An 18,368-nucleotide genomic window follows, 5' to 3' on the forward strand; every position below is an offset into this window, starting at 1 on the left:
CGTCGGACGCGGTTTAAAACGCATGCGCCCCATGGCTGCCCAAACTCATCAGGAACTGAAGATAAAAGGCGTCGAAACGCTCGCGCGCGTTCTCCGCGACCAGGATGTCGTTCGTGGCGTACTGCGCGCGCAGTTGCGAGAACTCGGACAGGCTCCAGGTGACATTGAGTGTCCAGCGATCGGACGAACCGTAGTCGGCCTGCTTGCCGCCGCCGATCTCGTTGGTCAGACCGAGCACGTCGTAGCGCAGACCCGCCTTCCACTTCGGCGCGAAGCCATACACCGCCTGCGCATAGAGACCATCGGTCGTGAACTCGCGCGCGGAGCCGATCGCCTCGGGATGGGGGCTGGAGCGGATGCTCAGATTCTTGATCGAACGCAGATACTCGGTCTGGAATTTGAAATCGCCCTGACCGTCGGCGCCTGCGCCGTCGTATTTATAGACGAGATCGACACCCCAGAGATCGGCGTCGCCGGCCAGTCCGTTCTCATGCACCTCGACGCCCTCCTCCTCGCCCGCGTGGGCATGCGTGTGCGTCTGCACCTCCTGATGTTGGGTCGCGTGCGCATAGGAAAGACCCAACTGAAGCGCGTGATTCTGGCCCAGATCCGGGGCGATCTTGGCAAAAGCCGTCCAGAGTCGGGGACCGTCCCGGCTGTCGCCGAGATTCAGCTCGACCTGTTCCGCCTCGTCGAGCGTGGCGCCGAAGACCTCCTGATTGCCCTGCAACGCCTCGATGCCCAGGAGCGTATAGAGCGGCAGATCCGGCAACCAGGTGAGCTGAAGGCCCGTGTCCTGGATGCCGTGGTCGCCGAGCAGGTTCAGATAGGCCAGATTCTGATCGACGAAATCCCACTGATGCGGGTGCTGCTTGTTGATATAGCCGAAATCGCTCTGAAACTTGCCGCCCTTGGCGCGCAGACCGTAGGGCAGACCGCGCGTCTGAAACCAGCCCTCTTCCAGATGGACATTGCCGTCCCCGTCGATGGCGATGTAAGCGGCGGCATCGAAATAGGGGTCGACCGTCGCCGAGAAGGCCAATTCGGCCTCGCGGAAGTTGAAGCCGTTGACGGTGGAGCCGTGACTGTGACCGTGGTCGGATGCGTCCTCGTGCGTGTGGACATGACCGCCGCCGGAAGGCTGAAAGGCCTGACCGACCAGGGCCGCGCCTTCGCCGTCGATGCCGTCGTGATAATAATTGCCGTCGAGGATCACCGAGAGTTGCGGATTGAAGGCACTGCCGGAGGTGAGCGCGCCCAAACCGCTCGCGGCTTGCCTGGCGGGAGCGACGGCGGCCAGGCCGACGGGTGGCGCGGTCATCGGCAGGGACTCGGCCGGGATCTGAGCGACCGGCTGCGCGCGAGCCGCGTCCGCGGATTGCCGCTCGGCCTTGGCGAGCCGGCTCTCCAGATCCTGGATACGCCGCTCGTACTGGGACTTCATCTGATCGAGCATGGACCGCAGTTCGGCGATCTCGGGATCGCTGGCCGGAAAGGCGGCGAGAGGCACGAGCAAGGCCGCTGTCGCGGCCGTGGCCAGCAGTGGTCTGTACATGGAGAGACTCCGACGGGGTCTGGCGGTCAGTGGGAGGATGCTATAAATGTTATTTCATAACATCTTCCGCAAACAACCGGGCATCCCGCTCCGCCTTGACGATCGTCAATCTCCCACTAGAATTCCACCGCCAATTGTGCGACCAGGCTGTCGCCAGAGTTGCCGGTTCCACCATCCGAGGCGCCGTAATCGATCTCGTGCGCCCACTCGAACGCGAGCGAGGTCCGGTCGAAAATCTCGATCGACCAGCCGACCGACCAGCGTTCCTTCGGCAGTTCGAGCGCGAGCGCCTCGCGGGTGCCCTGCCAGGCGACGGCGGCGACCGACTCCCGGCCCATGACCGGGAAGGCAAAACCAGCCTCGATGTTCCAGGCCGACGGCTTGGCGCCCTTGTCCTTAAAACTCAGACTGTCGCTATCGAAGGTATCGGTGGCCGCGAGATACTCCCCGATGACATTGAATTGCCCGAAGGTCGCGCTCGCATTGAGCGTCCAACCGCCGGTGCGGTCCGTGGGGTCGACGCTGAACGCGCCGGGATCGGCGCCACCTTCGATGACCGCCTCGAAGGCCGCGACACGGTTGTCGTTGGTCGCATCCTGGAGCGTGTCGGAATCGCCCAGGTCGTTGATGTAGCCGAGACCGAAGGACCAGGCGCGGTCATCCTGTTCTTGGGCATAGCCAAGGTTGGCGCCCCAACTGCCGACTTGGTTCTTGCCGTTGACCTTGTTGTCGCCATTGAACAGATAGGCACTGCCCGAAAAATCGCCCTGCACGAATCCCAACTGAACAGCGGTCTCGCGCGTTTCGCCGATCTCCAGGGTGAGCGGATCGGAGACCAGATTGGTTTCGTAGGCGCCGAAGGGAACATAGATCTGACCGGCGGTCAGAAAAACCGGTGTCACATCCAAATTGGCGAGGGTGATGTAGGCGACATCCACCTCCAGATCGGTTTCGTCCTGCTCGTAGAGAAGCGATGCGCCAGCTTCCACCCAATCGTTGATTTGGGAGGTGATGCCCAGTTCGAAGGTCGCGAGGACGACGTCGCTCTCGCTGTCGCCCTCGTAGGGCGAAACATAACCCGCCTCGACCTCGATCAGGCCAGCGACCTCGATGTTGCGATACCAGGCGCCGGCCTCGCCCTCCGCCCCGGCGCGTTTCTGTTCGAGGTCTTCTTCCAGTTTTTTGACGCGACTCGGAGTGCCTTCCATCCGCGCCTGCTGTTCGGCGATGGTCGCCTCCTGCCGCTTGAGCGCGGCCTCCTGAGCACGGTTCTGGGCCTCCAGTCGCTCCAGCCGCGCTTCGACGGTTTCCGCCAAAGCCGGAGTTTGGCTCGCCAGGGCCAAGGCGATCAGGGCCGATAATGTACGTACTCTCATGGTGACTTCTCTCCTGACGGATGTGATGCGGACATGCTTCGCGTGTCCTAAAAAACGGCTCAAATGACTGAATCCAGACTAACACAAACGCGAATTGTTCCTATTTTTATAGAAAAACCGCATGGCTGTAAAGAGACATTTGTCTCTCGGCAGCAACATAATACAAATTATGTTCACGTGTTACTGCCTGGAATCAAGCATCCGACACATCGTCGAAGAGGAGCTAGAGGGTCGATATGCATCGCATTGAGCGATCGGCCCCAGATGCGGCGCCGGTTACTCCATCAGCGCCACCGACTTGATCTGAACCCACAGCGACTGTCCCGACGTCACGCAGAGCGCGGCGGCCGAGCGTTTCGTCAGCCGGGCGAGCAGCACCGAGTCGCCGACCCGCACCCGCACCAGCGTCAGGCCGGGATGTTCGTCATCCGCCATGGCGTCGACCTGGCCCGGCAGCAGGTTGAGGATGCTGGTGTGTTCCTGATGCCGCGCGGCCAGACTCACATCGCGCGCCAGCACCCGTACCCGGACGTGTCGCCCGATGGGTTGACCCTGATCGCGACTCCACAGACTGCCGCCAGGAAAGTCCACGCGCGCCAGATGCCATTGCTCGTCGCGCTCGGCGACGGTCGCATCCAGCACCACGCCGGCGTCCTCGCCGAGTCGGATCGGCAGATCGAGCCGGGCAAGCGTCTCGCCGAGCGGGCCGCTGGCGAGCACCCGACCGCCTTCCATCGCGACCAGATGATCGGCCAGCCGCGCCACCTCGTCCGGCGAATGGCTGACATAGAGCACGGGGATGTCCAGCGTGTCGTGCAGACGCTCCAGATAGGGCAGGATTTCCTGCTTGCGCTTGAGATCGAGCGCGGCTAGCGGTTCGTCCATGAGCAAGACGCGCGGGCTGACCGCCAGCGCGCGCGCGATGCCGACGCGCTGACGCTCGCCGCCGGAGAGCCGGTCCGGCTTGCGCTCCAGCAGCGGACCGATGCCGAGCAGCTCGACGGCCTGATCGAGACTCCTGCGCTGGTCTGCCGCGATGCGCTTCTGGCCGTACCGCAGGTTGCCGAGCACCGTCAGGTGCGGGAACAGACTCGCCTCCTGAAACACATAGCCGAGCGGACGCCGATAGGTCGGCAACCAGGTTTGGGCGTCCTGCCAGACCTCGCCCTTGAACGACAGAAAGCCCTGCCGGGACCGCTCCAGTCCGGCGATACAGCGCAGCAGGGTGGTCTTGCCCGAGCCCGAATGACCGAAGAGCGCGGTCACGCCCCGACCGGGCAGGGTGAGGTCGACATCCAGCCGGAAACCCGGCCAGTCGAGCTTGAAGCGCGCCGCGATGTCATCCATGGTTGCCGGCCCCTCCGCGCGCGTTGCGTCGCCAGGCATAGAGCGACAGCAGCACCAGGAAGGAGAACACCAGCATCACCGCCGACAGACGATGGGCGTCGGCGTACTCCATCGCCTCGACATGATCGTAAATCTGCACCGAGACAACGCGCGTCACGCCGGGAATATTGCCGCCGATCATCAGCACCACACCGAACTCGCCCACCGTGTGCGCAAAGGTGAGAATGCCGGCGGTGAGAAAACCCGGTGCGGCCAGCGGCAGCGCGACGGTGAAAAAGGTATCCAGCGGCGAGGCGCGCAGGGTCGCGGCCACCTCCAGCGGACGTTCGCCGATGGACTCGAAGGCGTTCTGCACCGGCTGCACCATGAAGGGGAAGGAGTAAAACACGGACGCCACCACCAGACCCCAAAAGGTAAACGGCAGAAGTCCGAGGCCGAGCGACTGGGTGAACTGGCCGACGGGACCGTTCGGCCCCATGGCGACCAGTAGATAAAAACCAAGCACCGAGGGCGGCAGCACCAGAGGCAGCGCGACCACCGCGCCGATCGGCCCCTTCCAGCGCGAGCGGGTCCGCGACAGCCACCAAGCAACCGGAGTGCCGACCACGAAGAGGATGACCGTCACGATCCCCGCCAGCCGCAGGGTCAGCCAGATCGCTTGCAGGTCGCTGTCACTCAGCAGCATCCTTTAGATCTCGTAGCCGAAGGCGCGGATGATGGTTTGCGCCCGCTCGCCCTTGAGATAGTCCATCAGTGCCGCGACCGCTGGCCTGTCCCGGCCATTCTCCAGCACGACCGCGTCCTGACGGATCGGCGCATGGAGCTTGCCGGGAATGATCCAGGCCGATCCCTGGGCGATTTTGCCGTCTTTCATCACTTGTGACAGAGCCACGAAGCCCAACTCGGCATTGCCGGTGCTCGCGAACTGGAACGTCTGGGCGATGTTCTCGCCGGTCACGAATTTCGGCTGAATCGCGTCCAGCAGTCCCAGCCCCGTCAGCACTTCCAGGGTGGCGGCGCCATAGGGCGCCGTCTTGGGATTGGCGATGGCCACCTTCTGGAAATCGCCGGCGGCAAGCACCTTGCCCGCGTCGTCCACGACATCCGGCTTGGCCGACCAAAGCACCAGGGTTCCGACCGCATAGGTGAATTGGCTTTCCTTCACCGCGGCGCCTTCCGCGACCAGTTTGGTCGGAGTCGTCTCGTCGGCGGCCAGAAACGCATCGAAGGGTGCTCCGTTCTTGATCTGCGCGAAAAACTTACCGGTCGCGCCATAGGCCGCCTTGACCTGATGCCCGGTCTCCTGCTCGAAGGCGGCGGCGATCTCTTTCATGGGCGCGGTGAAATTGGCGGCGACGGCCAACTGGATGTCGTCGGCCTGGACCACGCCGGTCGCGCACAGGGCCAGGATCAGGGGTAGGTTGCGAACAGGATGCATCGGCCGTTTCCTCAAACGTGGTGAACAATGAAAGATTGAACCTAAAAAAAGCCGTCGAACCGCAAAGAACACAAAGGGCGGAAAGGATTTCAATGTCTTGTCTTGATGACGATACTCACCCAAGGAATGAATGCCATGCGCATTACAAGCTCTTGTTTTTCTTTGCGGACTTTGTGCCTTTGCGGTTCCTGATACCGGATCTCAGGATTTGGTGGCCAGAATGATCTGAGACGCCTTGATCAGAGCGCAGGCGCGCACACCCGCCTTCAGTCCCAGACCATTCAGGCTGTCGAGCGTGATCGCCGCCGTCAGCTCCGGGCCACTGTCCGACTGGATCACGACGATGGCGTTGACCGCGCCCTCCTCGCAGCGCGCGACCGTGCCCCAGATCTGATTGCGGGCGCTGGTCTTGATCGCTGGATCGGTGAGAAGGATGACCGAGGGCGCCTTGACCAGCGCATAGGCCTCCCGTCCGGGCGCGAGTCCCAGATGATCGACGCTGCGATTGGTCACGATGGCCGTGAGTTCGAGACCGCCGATGTCGAGGATGACCTCGGCATTGACGGCGCCTTTGTCGACCGATTTCACGGTGCCGTGGAATTGATTGCGGGCACTGGTCTGCATGCTGGGTCTATCTCCTGTCTTGAGGGTTGAGGGTTGAGGGTTCGGAGCAGGTTGCCGTGGCGTCGACGATCTGTCCGGCCATGTCGCGCGTCGGATCGTCAACGAATTACTAGATTAAGGTCTGGCATGGGTTGCTGGACAAGCCAGCTCTATATGAAAAATGATACAACGCTTCACATCGAATAAAAAGCAATTAAACTTTGCTGTTATGGAAATCGTTATTTTCAATGAGATACAGCGTTCTTGATCAAAACGGCACCGGAATCGCCCCATCCGAGCGCACAGGGTCATCGCGCGAGCGCACAGGGTCATCGCGGCATCCGCGTGTCGAAACCGAGACTGGTCTCCGCGTCGCCATCCTCCCCGAAAGGCTGCCGCCAGCGGCGGACGAGCCAGCGTCCGTCCAGGAGTCGCCACGCCTGTAGCGATTCCGCGTAGGTCAGAGCGGGATAGATCTCTTCGTCGTCATCCGAGCGCGGTTCGATCAGTCGATAATCGGAGGCGCAGAAGCAGGGCTTTCCGGCCTGATCGTCGCCAATCACCCGCCGTGCCGGAACCTCATATTCCCGATAGATCCGGAACGACTGGGGAGGAATCGCGAATGCTCGCCAAGGCCCGGGGAGCCAGGACTGCCAGCGGGGTTGGCAGCACTTGTCCAGGTTACGTCGAGGCCCACGGGGCACTTCACCGAAGATACAGGGCGAATGCGTCATGACCATTGCTCATCGGGGCGTGATCGTTCGGTTGAGCCGCCGAATCATGATCGTCAGGGAGCGTTGATCACTGCCCTGAAAAGGTCGGCGGAAAGGTCTCGCGGCACGCATCGGCGCGCACTCGCGCAATTCCTAAAGCACGATAAATGCCAAAGCCTGATGACAAAAATTAAACCCTGTTTTTAAAACTTTTTATGCTCGGCCATGCGAAGTAGGAATAGCGATCTTGGCGGATTTCGGCCAATGCGCGTGGAACCTGGCGGCTTTGCGACAGAGACTGAGGATCACTTCTGACATTGCCGTCCAGAGCGAAACACGGGGATTCCCTTATTGGGACGATGGCACGACGGCGCGGAGCGCAGTCCGATGCGTGACACCGCTGAGCGGTGTCATGAGAACGAAGGACGCAGAAAAAACTTAGGTGATTTTCGTGAAAAATCTTACTCGTAGGAGCCCGCTCAACGCGAAACAACGCACGCCATGCCGGACACGGCTTAACGCGGTCTAATTGTCCACACCGATGATGACGCCGGAGGCGGGGAAGATGGCGCAGGCGGTTTTGCCTTCGGCAATCCCCAGGCGGTCGAGATCGTCCGACGCAACGACCCCACGAAGCGTGACCCCGGAGGAGAGCGCGACCACCACCTCGGCCGGTCCATCGCTGCGGGTCACTCGCTGGACCAGCCCGCACAGCACATTGACGCCGACGCTCGCCCCAGGATCAGGCGCCCGAACGATGCCGACGGCGACCGCCTTGATCAAAGCCCAGACCTGACGGCCGGGACGCAGACCCAGCGACTCGACGCTTTCGTTGGTGACCCCGGCGGCGATGCGTTCGCCGCCCTGGATCTCGATCAGGATCTCGGCATCCACGGTACGGGCGGTGACGGAGACGATCCGCCCGATGAGCTGATTGCGGGCGCTGGTGCGCATGGCGAGCCGGCGCAGCAGGTCGAGCGCCGCCGTCGAGTCGCCCATGGCGGCATTGATCCCGTCCAGAAAGCGGGCGTATTCGATGGCGATGGTGCGATAGGCGGCGATCAGGCGGCGGCCCTCGTCGGTGAGACGCGCGCCGCCGCCGCCCCGACCGCCGGTCGCGGTCGCCACCACCGGCGCGGGAGCGACGTTGTTCATCGCGTCCACCGCGTCCCAGGCGGCCTTGTAGCTGATCTTGAGCGACTTGGCGGCCTGGGTGATGGAGCCCCGTTCGGCGATCTGTTCCAGGAGCGCGATACGCTCCTCGCCGAGAAAGGCGACATCGTTGACGTTGAGCCAGAATTGGCCAGCGACGTTGAGTGGCGGTTTGTTCGACATGACGGGATCAGAACCGGGTCGCGCGCGGGGAGTGCCAGCCCCGCCAAAGCGTCCAAGCCGTGACGGCAAGCGTCAGGACGAACAGGAAAAAGGCCCAGTTCGCGAGCGATAGCCCCAGGATCACCAACTCTCGATTTTCGCAGAATCCGCTGGCCAGGAAGAGCGATGGCGCCTGTTGACCGAGCCATTCGATCAGACGTTCGATGGGGCCTAATTGACCGCCGACACAGGATGCCGTGTCCAACGGCTGGTATTGCAGCCAGCTCTGATAGGCGGCGACGCCGGCACCGACGGCGGCGAGCACCAACAACGCCAGACCGGACCCTTGGACCGCCAGACGCGACCCGCCAGGGGACTCGGCCAGCGCGGCAACCGTCGCCAACAGTGCCATCAGCATGAACAGCAGACGCTGAAAGATGCAGAGATGACAGGGAGCCAGATTCAGCCAGGGCGTCAGGATCAGACTCGCCAGGGCGGCCGATGCGCCGAGCATGGCCAGTAGCATCCAGACCGGACGCGGTGCGATCTTTAGCATTGTTCGAGATTCCTTTTAGGTCGTTCAGTTGGACCGTCAAACCGTCGGCGCGGAGCCATCAATCCGAGCGCCCCCATTGGTAAAGCCCGCTTCAACGGGCACGCGCAGATAGAAGAGGCTCAAACCCTGGGCGCCGAGATGGGCAATGAAACGATCCGCCTCCGCCTCGGTGAGCACGAATCCGACCTCGACCGGCAGATCCCCGGCAAGCTCGAAGAAATGCTCTTCGTGCAGACGCCCGTGGCGGCCGAACCCCGCCAGTGCGCGAAACGCCGAACCGCCATGGAAGCCCATGGACCGCGCCTCCTCCAGCAGCCATTCATACGCCAGTTTGCGATGATGGCGGCGGTTTTCGGCGACATAAAATTTGAGAAAACACCCCTGCATGGCCGCGCTCCTCTTGAGAGACGTGAAATTCCAGACCGCTTCCGCCCCGGCGTCAACCGCGCATCAGCAGATAGGCCAGCCACAGGCCGAGCGCCGTCATGGCCAGCGAGCCGGTCAGATGCGCCATGATTGCCCCCATGCCCCAAAGATAGTCGCCCCGCGCCAGCAGATTGACCACCTCCGCCGAAAAGGTGGAAAAGGTGGTGAGACCGCCAAGAAAGCCGGTGATGATGAGCAGGCGCGCTTCCGGTGGCAGACCGGGATGCCGGGAAAACCAGGCGACGGCCAGTCCGATCAGCAGCCCGCCCAGCAGGTTGGCCGCCAGGGTTCCGAGCGGCAGGGTCGGAAAGAGCGGATTGAGCCGGCTGCCCAGGAACCAGCGGAGCAGCGCGCCGAGTCCGGCGCCGGTGAAAACCGAGAAAACGGACAGAAGCGTCATACCGCGCTCAGGATTCCCGCGGCTCGGTCAGCTTATGCCAGAGAACGATCGTCGCCAGCAGCAGGGTCACGCCGTTGGCGAGGATGATCGGCCAGGCCCCGAGCAAGATGCCGTAAACGCCCCACAAGGCGACGCCGACCGTGAACAGGAGATACATCCAGAGCGAAAGGGCGCGGGTGTCGCGGGTGCGCAGAGTTTGCCAAACCTGAGGGACGAAAGATGCCGTGGTCAAAAAGGCCGCGGCATAGCCGAGCAGATCCGGATGTGACATGGTGACCGCGCCTGGAGGGGAAAAGGGGTTCTCAGCCAAACTTGTTTTCAGGAAATCACCTTACTGAACGCGACGGGTCTTCTCGTCCAGGCCCGAGAGCCCGAAGCGACGATCCAGTTCAGCCAGCACCTGCTCCGGCCCCAAGCCCTGCTGGGCCAGCAGCACCAGGGTGTGGAACCACAGATCCGCGACCTCGTACACAATTTTCTCGGGAACCCCATCCTTGGCCGCCATGACGGTTTCGGTGGCCTCCTCGCCGATCTTCTTGAGGATGGCGTCAAGCCCCTTGGCATAGAGCTTGGCAACATAGGATGACTCGGGGTCGGCCGCCTTGCGTTCTTCCAGGATCACGGAGAGACGTTCGAGGATATCGCTCATCGTGGCCGGCCCCGCTCAGGATTGACGATAGATGGCATCCGGATCCTTCAGCACCGGCGCAATCTCGGACCAGTCGCCGTTGGCGTCCAGTTCGCGGTAGAAGCAGTGGTGACGCCCGGTGTGACAGGCAATCCCGCCCTTTTGTTCGACCTCGATGACGACGACATCGGCATCGCAATCGATCCGGATCGCGTGCACGACCTGCTGATGCCCGGATTCCTCGCCCTTGTGCCACAGCCGGCCGCGCGATCGCGACCAGTACACGGCATGCCCGGTCTCGCGGGTGAGTCCGAGCGACTCGCGATTCATCCAGGCCATCATCAGGATGACGCCGGTCCCGGTTTCCTGGGCGATGGCGGGCACCAGCCCGTCCGCTCCCCATTTGATGGCGTCGAGCCACTGATCGGACATAGGTTTCGTTCTCGCTTTAGACGCGGTTTAGTCGGATGGATTCAGCAGGTCGGCCAGCCTCTGACCCTCGGCAAAGTCGAGCGTCCCTTCATAGATGGCGCGACCGGTGATGGCGGCGGTGATGCCGCTGCCGGCGCTCTCCGCCAAGGCGCGGATATCGTCGATCGTCGTGATTCCGCCGGAAGCGATGATCGGAATGCGGATCGCATCGGCCAACGCGCGGGTCGCCTCGACATTGGGTCCGGTCAGCATGCCGTCGCGTCCGATGTCGGTATAGACGATGGCGGTGACACCGTCGTCCTCGAAGCGCTTGGCCAGATCCTCGACCCGATGGGGAGTCATTTCGGCCCAACCCTTGATCGCGACCTGTCCATCCCTGGCATCGAGCCCCACCATGACCTGCCCCGGAAAGGAGCGGCAGGCACGCGCGACAAATTCAGGATCCTTGACTGCCTGGGTGCCGATAATGCAATAGGCGACACCGGCTTTCAGATAGGCTTCGATGGTCTTCTCATAGCGGATGCCGCCGCCGACCTGGATCGGCAAACCCGGATACGCCTCGGTGATCTCGCGAATCGACGCGCCATTCATCGGCTCGCCGGCGAAGGCGCCATTGAGATCGACCAGATGCAGCCGGCGAGCGCCCTCGCCCACCCAGCGCCCGGCCATCTCGACCGGATGGTCGGAAAAGATGGTCTCGTCGTCCATGCGACCCTGACGCAGACGCACGCAGCGCCCGTCTTTCAAATCGATTGCGGGGATCAGCAGCACTGGATTGTTCTCCCATCACAGAAATAGATCGCGGGAATCAGGCATTAGGCAACAACTGACCTCACAAAGCGCCCTTCGTCGAAGGCAGGATGCCGGCCATGCGCGGATCGGGCTCGACAGCCATGCGCAGCGCGCGCCCAAACGCCTTGAAGATGGTCTCGGCCTGATGGTGCGCGTTGACGCCGCGCAGGTTGTCGATGTGCAGTGTCATGCCCGCGTGATTGACCAAACCCTGGAAGAATTCATGAAAAAGGTCCACGTCGAAGGCGCCGATCAGGGCACGGGTGAAGTCCACCTGATACACCAGACCGGGACGGCCGGAGAGGTCGATGACCACGCGCGAAAGCGCCTCGTCCAGCGGCACATAGGCATGACCGTAGCGACGGATTCCCTGCTTGTCGCCCAGCGCGCTGGCCAGCGCCTGACCGAGCGTGATCCCGAGATCCTCGACCGTGTGATGGGCGTCGATGTGCAGATCGCCCACCGCCTCGATGTCGAGATCGATCAGACCGTGGCGGGCCACCTGATCGAGCATGTGATCCAGAAAGGGCACGCCGGTCTGGAAACGCGAACGGCCGCTGCCGTCGAGATCCAGCGTGACGCAGATCCGGGTTTCCAGTGTCTTGCGTTCGATGCGCGCCCGACGAGGAAGGGTGTCGACAGCCATTGAGTGATCGTTGCGTGGCCTGAAAGGGTGTCATTTAACCACAGACGGGCACTGGACCAGAAGAGCCGTGAGCGCCGCAACGCCGATGGATAGTGGGAGGGCGCAAGACAAAGCAACGTCTGTCTTGCCCACAGGATTTAACAGAGAAAGCGCCGCCAGCGTTCGGCCTTGTCCCGCGACTGTCGGGGCTTTCGCCTTTCCAGTGGGTGAACGACCGATTGAAACGGAAAACCGCCAAGCCTCCGATGGTCCGCGCTGTAGGCTGGAGGCTGACTGCTCACATCAGGTTTAACGCTCGATCAGGTAGAGTTCGACCCGACGGTTCCTGCTCCGACCCTCTGCGGTGTCATTGCTGGCGATCGGCTTGGCCTCGCCTATTCCTTCGGCGCGAATGCGGTCCTGCGCGACTCCCAAACCGACCAACGCCGCCTTGATGGCAATGGCACGCTGTTCGGACAGTCCGAGATTCCGTGCCGCACTACCCAGGCTATCGGTATGACCTTGCAGAAGGACCGTCAGATTCGGATGCTGGCCCAGAAATTCCGCGACCTTCTCCAGACTTGCCGTCCGAGCGGCCGGCAAGGCTGCCCCGCCCATCGGGAAATTGAGATCGGACTCGGCGAGCGACACCAGTACGCCGTCATCCGTGAATTGCGCATTGAGGGCGGCATAGTCGCGCTTGAACTGAGCGAGCGAATCGTCCCGTGCCCGATCGGATGCGTTGTCTTCCGCCGGTTCCCCCTGGCGCGCTTGCGCGATGGCGGCCAGAGCATCGGCGATACGCTGACGCTCGCGCTCGAACGCCTTGGCCTGCTGGTCCTTCCATGCCTCCAGGTCATCCTCCAGGGTCTGGACCTTTTGCTCCGTGACTGCCAGCAATTCACGCATGGCCTGCGTTTCCTGGACCACCCGAGGATCCGCCCACGACTCAGGCGCGCGCGCGGAGGACGCGTCGGATACCTTGGCGGCGATCGACTCGGCCGAATTCGGGCTCGCGATCCCGGCATGCGTGTCATCCTGACCGACGGCCGTTATCGGCTGCGTCGCGTCGACCAGATAGACGAGCAACAGTCCCGAGGCGAACATCAGGATCAGAAAACCGACCGCCAGGAGCGATTTTTGCTGTAACGCCGACTCTGGTTTTCGTTCTGGCGCTGACTGCGCCGGTGGTGCTGGATTGGCGTCGGACATGGTGTTTCCTGTTCTTTTGTGTCTGCGGGTGAAATGAATCGCGCTGGACCAATGCCTCACTCGACGTCGGCTCCAGCCATCCCTTAGCGCCTAAACTAATGATCCGGCGAACAGATACGATGATCGCGGACCGCCACCGCCGTGGCCGCCAGCAGCAACGCGACGATTCCGGTCAACATCGTCAGCACGCCCACCCCTAGATAGCGGTAAACATCACCGCCCGTGCGCTCGAACATCACCATGCTGGCAATACTGAACGCCGCCAGCGGAAAGGAATACGCCCACCAGGACAGGAAAAAATGCAACTTCAGGAAACGTCTCGCCTGCGTGAACAGCAACAGGGTCAGAAACAGCGCGCTGTAATAAAGCATGCGCGAAAAGCTGTCCATCTCGCCGACGAGTCGCATATAGGCGATGAAACCGACCGCGGGCGGGGCAATCAGGATAAACAGGGTCGGCATCAGACGGGCTTCGATGGGGTGATGAAACATCACCCGATAGATGATGATCGTCATCAGCACGATCCAGAACAGGATGCCGACGCTGAAAAAGAACCAGGAGACCTCCCCGTATCCCAGAGGCACCCCGGCGATCGGCACCAGGACATTGCCCACGGCCGGAATGAACCAGGCCGGATTCATGTGATGAATCTGAAAATGTTCGTGATGAATCCAGACACTCACCACATAGAGCGTGAACAACAGATGCAGGGAAGCGCCCGTCAGCCAAAGCCCCAGGCTCACGGACGGGACCAGATGCAGGAAGGCGATCGCGAGCAGCAGCAGACTGATCGAGATGGTCGGAAAAAAGTTCAGCTTGATCGGGTGGTGCAACTCCTTGAGCACCGACTGACGATAGACCGCCAGCTTGATTCCGTAAAACCCCGCCAGAACCACGAACAGGGTCGTCGTCAGGCCGACCAGCCAGGGGCTGATGCCCAAATCCAGATGCAGGACGGATTGCGCCTTTTCCCAGGCGATGGTCAGGCCGGCCATGCCCATGACCATCGCGAAAAACGAGATCGGAAAGTGTTCGATCCGCGAGCTGTCGAGTGTTTGCGTTGTCATCGGAGATCCTGGCTGCGTTCGTTAAAGGAGCGTCAGGGTCGGCGCGAACAGCAGAATGCCGAGCAGTACCGCCGTTGCGCCCACTTCATAAGACCAGAGGCCGAAAGGCTTGCGAACGACGGACTTGTATTCCAGGAACAGCGGTTGAATCCGAGTACATTGATTGGTTGTCATGATGAATCTCCGTTGACGCCGCCCGGCGGTCAGCGTGGCGGTCTTGCGGTCGGGGGGTGAGTTGCCGCACAGTCTACGGAGCCGCCAACACCGATGCATTGACAAATATCGGAGCAGATAGCTTGGTTATGGAGTCGAACGAAATCCGGAATCCCCGCAGGACAACCATCCGGAGCTTGACCCTCCTCGCGACACTCGCGCGGACAGATGACCGGCACTCCGCCCCCAGACACACCATGAACCGACAGGCCGACTGACCTCATGTCCTCGACTCAACCGCCCATTGCCGTTTTCGCCTCCTTCTCGGGGAGCGGCGGCGTCGAGCGCATGCTGATCAATCTGCTGCGCGGCTTCGTGGCTCTTGGCCAGCCGGTCGATTTGATTCTGGTCCGCGCCGAGAGCCCCCATTTGACCCGCCTGCCCGCGCAGGTCAATCAAATCCGCCTGGAGGAAAAACACACCTTTTTGGCGATCCCCGCGCTTGCCCGGTATTTGCGCGAGCGTCGTCCCGCGGCCCTGCTGGCGGTCAAGGACCGAGCCGGACGCGCGGCGGTGCTGGCGCGCATGCTGGCGCGGACCGAAACGCCCATCCTGCTGCGTCTCGGAACCAATCTGTCGACCGCCATGGCCGAGCGCACGCCCCCCGAGCGCTGGTTGCGCTATGCGCCGATCCGCCTGCTCTATCCGCGAATCGAGCGCATCGTCGCCGTCTCCAATGGCGTCGCCGACGACACCGCGCGCATCGCCCGAATCCCGCGCGCGCGGATCGAGGTGATCCGCAACCCCGTCATCACCCCGGAGCTGGACACGCAGGCGGCTGCGTCCTGCGCGCATCCCTGGCTGGTGCCCGGTCAACCGCCGGTGATCCTGGGCGCGGGACGTCTGCAACGCCAGAAGGATTTTCCGACCCTGATCCGCGCCTTCGCCCGGCTGCGCGCAACCCATGATTGCCGGCTGCTGATCCTTGGCGAGGGTTCCGGTCGTGCCAAGCTGGAGGCGCTGACCGCCAGACTGGGCCTCGCCGCCAGCGTCGACCTGCCCGGTTTTCAGACGAACCCCTACCCCTTTCTGGCGCGCGCCGGGTTATTCGTGCTGTCGTCCGCCTGGGAGGGTTCGCCCAATGTGCTGACCGAGGCCATGGCGCTCGGCGTTCCGGTGGTCGCGACGAACTGCCCGAGCGGTCCCTCCGAGATCCTGGATGGCGGGCGTTATGGTCCCCTGGTGCCGGTCGGCGATGTCGCGGGTCTCGCCGAGGCGATGCGGGCGACGCTCGAAAATCCGCTCCCGTCGGCGGTTCTGCGCGGCGCCGTTGCGGAATATGAACAAAGTCGCAGCGCCGGGCGCTATCTGCGGGCACTCCGGAACGCCGCGAACGGCGCATTCGATTGAAGCGCCCTCGGTTTTCAGGCGCGATGCTCGTCCAGACGGACAGTCGAAAACTCAACCCGCCTGAACCACCGCCAACGCGGTCATGTTGAGCAGACCACGCACCGAGACGCTCGGGGTGACGATGTGGGCGGCATACTCGGTGCCCAGCAGCATGGGACCGAAGGCGCCGCCCTCGTTCAGCGAGCGCAGCAGGTTGAAGGCAATATTGGCTGCGTCCTGATTGGGCATGACGAGCAGATTGGCGCGTCCCGTCAGACGCGACTCCGGGAAGCGCGCCTCGCGTCCGATGGCATCGAAGGCGAGGTTGGCGTGCATCTCGCCTTCGACCTCCAACCCCGGATCCTGTTCGCGCAGCAGACGCACCGCCTCGTTCATCTTGGCGGCACCGGGCGAGTCGTCGCTGCCAAAATTGGAGTGCGACAGCAGCGCAACCTTGGGAACGAGGCCAAACCGTTTGACCTCCGCCGCGCAGAGTCGCGCGATCTCCGCCAGATCCTCGGCGCTCGGATCGATCTGCACATAGGTATCGGCGATGAAGAGCGGACCGGCCGGAAGCACCAGCGCGCTCATGGCCGTGAGCCGCCGCACGCCGGGCGCGGTGCCGATGGCCTCCTCGACATGCTTGAGGTGACGGGCATAGCGTCCGACGATGCCACAGATCATGGCGTCGGCATCGCCGCAACGGACCATGGTCGCGGCCAGTACGGTCGGGTCGTTGCGGATGTATTCGCGCACTTCGTCGGGGGCATAACCACGACGCTTGACGCGGTCATAGAAGGTCTTCCAATGGGTCTCGAAGTTCGGATTCTCGCAAGGAACGACGAGGTCGAAATCGCGCTCGGGACGGATGCTCAGTCCTAACTCGCCAAGACGGTTGCCGATGACTTCCGGACGCCCGATCAACAGCGGTCGCGCGATGCCCTCGGCGACCGCCTGCTGGGCGACCTGGAGCACGCGCTCGTCCTCGCCCTCGGCGAAGATCACCCGCTTGGGCGCCATGCGGGCCTGATCGAAGACCGGCTTCATGGTCATGCCGGTGCGGAAGGCGCGATGGCGCAGCGACTGGCGGTAGGCGTCGAGGTCCGCGATGGGCCGGGTCGCGACCCCGCTCTCCATCGCCGCGCGGGCGACCGCCGGAGCCAGATGCTCCATCAGACGCGGATCGAAGGGCTTGGGGATCAGATACTCGGGGCCGAACTGGAGTTGATGGCCGCCATACGCCTTGCGCACGATGTCCGAAGGTTCGGCCATGGCCAGATCGGCGATGGCACGCACGCAGGCCGTCTTCATTGCCTCGTTGATCTCGCTCGCGCCGCAGTCGAGCGCGCCGCGGAAGATGAAGGGGAAACAGAGAACGTTGTTGACCTGATTGGGAAAATCGGAACGCCCGGTGGCGATGATGGCGTCCGGGCGCGCCGCGCGGGCGAGGTCGGGCATGATCTCGGGCACCGGATTGGCAAGCGCCATAATGATGGGCGCGTCCGCCATGCGGGACAGCCATTCCGCCTTCAGCACCCCGGCCGCCGATAGGCCGAGGAAGATATCCGCGCCCTCGATCGCCTGTTCCAGGGTGCGGTGCTCGGTGTCGATCGCGTATCGGCCCTTGTACTCGTCCATCTCCTTGACACGTCCCTGATGGACGACACCCGCGATGTCGGTCAGGGTGACATTGTCCTTGCGCAGACCGAGTTCGACCAGCAGATCCACGCACGCCAGCGCGGCGGCCCCGGCGCCGGAAGTGACCAACCGCGCCTGGCCGATCTCCTTGCCGACCGCTCGCAGACCGTTGAGGATCGCCGCCGAGACGACGATGGCGGTCCCGTGCTGGTCGTCATGGAAAACCGGGATCCCCATGCGCGCCTTGAGCGCGCGCTCGATGACGAAACATTCCGGCGCCTTGATGTCTTCCAGATTGATGCCGCCGAAGCTGGGTTCGAGCCGGGCCACGGTCTCGATGAAGGCTTGCGGGTCGCGCTCCTCGATCTCGATATCGAACACGTCGATATCGGCGAACTGTTTGAACAGCACCGCCTTGCCTTCCATCACCGGCTTGGAGGCCAGCGCGCCGATGGCGCCCAGACCCAGCACGGCGGTGCCATTGGTGATGACCGCGACCAGATTGCCCCGCGAGGTGTAGTGCGAGGCGTTGAGCGGATCGCGCTCGATCTCGCGGCAGGCGGCGGCGACGCCGGGCGAATAGGCCAGGGCCAGATCGCGCTGATTGGCGAGCGGCTTGGTGGCCTTGATCTCCAGTTTGCCAGGCTTGGGATAGCGATGATAATCGAGTGCGCTCTGGTCGAGTTCGTCTGACATCTGGATCT

At 62.9% G+C, this 18,368-nt stretch carries 21 protein-coding genes; 1 reads left to right on the plus strand and 20 read right to left on the minus strand.

Translation table 11 applies throughout. The features are described 5' to 3' along the window. Nucleotides 1-13: 13 nt before the first annotated feature. The 19 genes from THIVI_RS12215 to THIVI_RS24725 form a co-directional block, all read right to left on the minus strand. Nucleotides 14-1,555 carry a TonB-dependent receptor gene (locus THIVI_RS12215; RefSeq protein WP_014778901.1) on the minus strand — a complete coding sequence of 514 codons (1,542 nt, stop codon included), beginning with the start codon at nucleotides 1,553-1,555 and terminating at the stop codon, nucleotides 14-16. A gap of 116 nt (nucleotides 1,556-1,671) precedes the next feature. Beyond that, entirely contained in the window at nucleotides 1,672-2,931 is a 1,260-nt protein-coding gene (locus THIVI_RS12220) for an LbtU family siderophore porin (protein ID WP_014778902.1), read from the minus strand. A 276-nt stretch (nucleotides 2,932-3,207) separates the two neighbouring features. Next, nucleotides 3,208-4,278: a molybdenum ABC transporter ATP-binding protein gene (gene modC, locus THIVI_RS12225; protein ID WP_014778903.1), complete on the minus strand. Its 1,071-nt coding sequence runs from the start codon at nucleotides 4,276-4,278 to the stop codon at nucleotides 3,208-3,210. Next, complete coding sequence (gene modB, locus THIVI_RS12230) at nucleotides 4,271-4,963, minus strand: molybdate ABC transporter permease subunit (protein ID WP_014778904.1); 693 nt, start codon at nucleotides 4,961-4,963, stop codon at nucleotides 4,271-4,273. Before modB ends, modC begins: the two co-directional genes overlap by 8 nt. Nucleotides 4,964-4,966: 3 nt before the next feature. Beyond that, on the minus strand, nucleotides 4,967-5,716 hold the full coding sequence (modA, locus tag THIVI_RS12235; RefSeq protein WP_014778905.1) for a molybdate ABC transporter substrate-binding protein: 750 nt from the start codon (nucleotides 5,714-5,716) through the stop codon (nucleotides 4,967-4,969). A gap of 201 nt (nucleotides 5,717-5,917) precedes the next feature. Continuing rightward, nucleotides 5,918-6,340 (minus strand): TOBE domain-containing protein, encoded by a 423-nt coding sequence (locus THIVI_RS12240; RefSeq protein WP_014778906.1) that lies wholly within the window; start codon nucleotides 6,338-6,340, stop codon nucleotides 5,918-5,920. A gap of 308 nt (nucleotides 6,341-6,648) precedes the next feature. Next, nucleotides 6,649-7,053 (minus strand): hypothetical protein, encoded by a 405-nt coding sequence (locus tag THIVI_RS12245; RefSeq protein ID WP_014778907.1) that lies wholly within the window; start codon nucleotides 7,051-7,053, stop codon nucleotides 6,649-6,651. Between the two features lie 504 nt (nucleotides 7,054-7,557). Then, nucleotides 7,558-8,367: a TOBE domain-containing protein gene (locus THIVI_RS12250; protein ID WP_014778908.1), complete on the minus strand. Its 810-nt coding sequence runs from the start codon at nucleotides 8,365-8,367 to the stop codon at nucleotides 7,558-7,560. Between the two features lie 7 nt (nucleotides 8,368-8,374). Then, nucleotides 8,375-8,902, minus strand: coding sequence for a disulfide bond formation protein B (locus THIVI_RS12255; RefSeq protein ID WP_014778909.1), 528 nt, complete (start codon nucleotides 8,900-8,902; stop codon nucleotides 8,375-8,377). Nucleotides 8,903-8,938: 36 nt separating this feature from the next. Further along, complete coding sequence (locus tag THIVI_RS12260; RefSeq protein WP_014778910.1) at nucleotides 8,939-9,289, minus strand: DUF190 domain-containing protein; 351 nt, start codon at nucleotides 9,287-9,289, stop codon at nucleotides 8,939-8,941. Between the two features lie 52 nt (nucleotides 9,290-9,341). Further along, nucleotides 9,342-9,728, minus strand: a complete 387-nt coding sequence (gene crcB, locus THIVI_RS12265; RefSeq protein WP_014778911.1) for a fluoride efflux transporter CrcB — start codon at nucleotides 9,726-9,728, stop codon at nucleotides 9,342-9,344. Between the two features lie 7 nt (nucleotides 9,729-9,735). Continuing rightward, the gene (locus tag THIVI_RS12270) at nucleotides 9,736-9,999 is read right to left on the minus strand and encodes a SemiSWEET transporter (RefSeq protein ID WP_014778912.1); all 264 of its coding nucleotides are present in this window, start codon (nucleotides 9,997-9,999) and stop codon (nucleotides 9,736-9,738) included. 60 nt (nucleotides 10,000-10,059) lie between these two features. Continuing rightward, entirely contained in the window at nucleotides 10,060-10,377 is a 318-nt protein-coding gene (locus THIVI_RS12275) for a phosphoribosyl-ATP diphosphatase (RefSeq protein ID WP_014778913.1), read from the minus strand. Nucleotides 10,378-10,392: 15 nt separating this feature from the next. After that, the gene (hisI, locus tag THIVI_RS12280) at nucleotides 10,393-10,788 is read right to left on the minus strand and encodes a phosphoribosyl-AMP cyclohydrolase (protein WP_014778914.1); all 396 of its coding nucleotides are present in this window, start codon (nucleotides 10,786-10,788) and stop codon (nucleotides 10,393-10,395) included. A gap of 27 nt (nucleotides 10,789-10,815) precedes the next feature. Continuing rightward, complete coding sequence (gene hisA, locus THIVI_RS12285; RefSeq protein WP_014778915.1) at nucleotides 10,816-11,559, minus strand: 1-(5-phosphoribosyl)-5-[(5-phosphoribosylamino)methylideneamino]imidazole-4-carboxamide isomerase; 744 nt, start codon at nucleotides 11,557-11,559, stop codon at nucleotides 10,816-10,818. Nucleotides 11,560-11,620: 61 nt separating this feature from the next. Next, on the minus strand, nucleotides 11,621-12,226 hold the full coding sequence (gene hisB / locus THIVI_RS12290; RefSeq protein WP_014778916.1) for an imidazoleglycerol-phosphate dehydratase HisB: 606 nt from the start codon (nucleotides 12,224-12,226) through the stop codon (nucleotides 11,621-11,623). Between the two features lie 288 nt (nucleotides 12,227-12,514). After that, on the minus strand, nucleotides 12,515-13,417 hold the full coding sequence (locus tag THIVI_RS22815) for an OmpA family protein (RefSeq protein WP_014778917.1): 903 nt from the start codon (nucleotides 13,415-13,417) through the stop codon (nucleotides 12,515-12,517). A gap of 95 nt (nucleotides 13,418-13,512) precedes the next feature. Then, nucleotides 13,513-14,484: an SLAC1 anion channel family protein gene (locus THIVI_RS12300; RefSeq protein WP_014778918.1), complete on the minus strand. Its 972-nt coding sequence runs from the start codon at nucleotides 14,482-14,484 to the stop codon at nucleotides 13,513-13,515. Nucleotides 14,485-14,505: 21 nt separating this feature from the next. Then, the gene (locus tag THIVI_RS24725; protein ID WP_014778919.1) at nucleotides 14,506-14,658 is read right to left on the minus strand and encodes a hypothetical protein; all 153 of its coding nucleotides are present in this window, start codon (nucleotides 14,656-14,658) and stop codon (nucleotides 14,506-14,508) included. Nucleotides 14,659-14,919: 261 nt separating this feature from the next. Here THIVI_RS24725 and THIVI_RS12305 point away from each other — a divergent pair, with 261 nt between their 5' ends. Next, the gene (locus THIVI_RS12305) at nucleotides 14,920-16,047 is read left to right on the plus strand and encodes a glycosyltransferase (RefSeq protein WP_014778920.1); all 1,128 of its coding nucleotides are present in this window, start codon (nucleotides 14,920-14,922) and stop codon (nucleotides 16,045-16,047) included. A 51-nt stretch (nucleotides 16,048-16,098) separates the two neighbouring features. Here THIVI_RS12305 and THIVI_RS12310 read toward each other — a convergent pair whose 3' ends face one another. After that, nucleotides 16,099-18,360: an NADP-dependent malic enzyme gene (locus THIVI_RS12310; protein WP_014778921.1), complete on the minus strand. Its 2,262-nt coding sequence runs from the start codon at nucleotides 18,358-18,360 to the stop codon at nucleotides 16,099-16,101. Nucleotides 18,361-18,368: the final 8 nt, after the last annotated feature.

Origin of the sequence: Thiocystis violascens DSM 198 (assembly GCF_000227745.2) — a bacterium.
In the GTDB taxonomy this organism is placed as follows: Bacteria; Pseudomonadota; Gammaproteobacteria; order Chromatiales; family Chromatiaceae; genus Chromatium; species Chromatium violascens.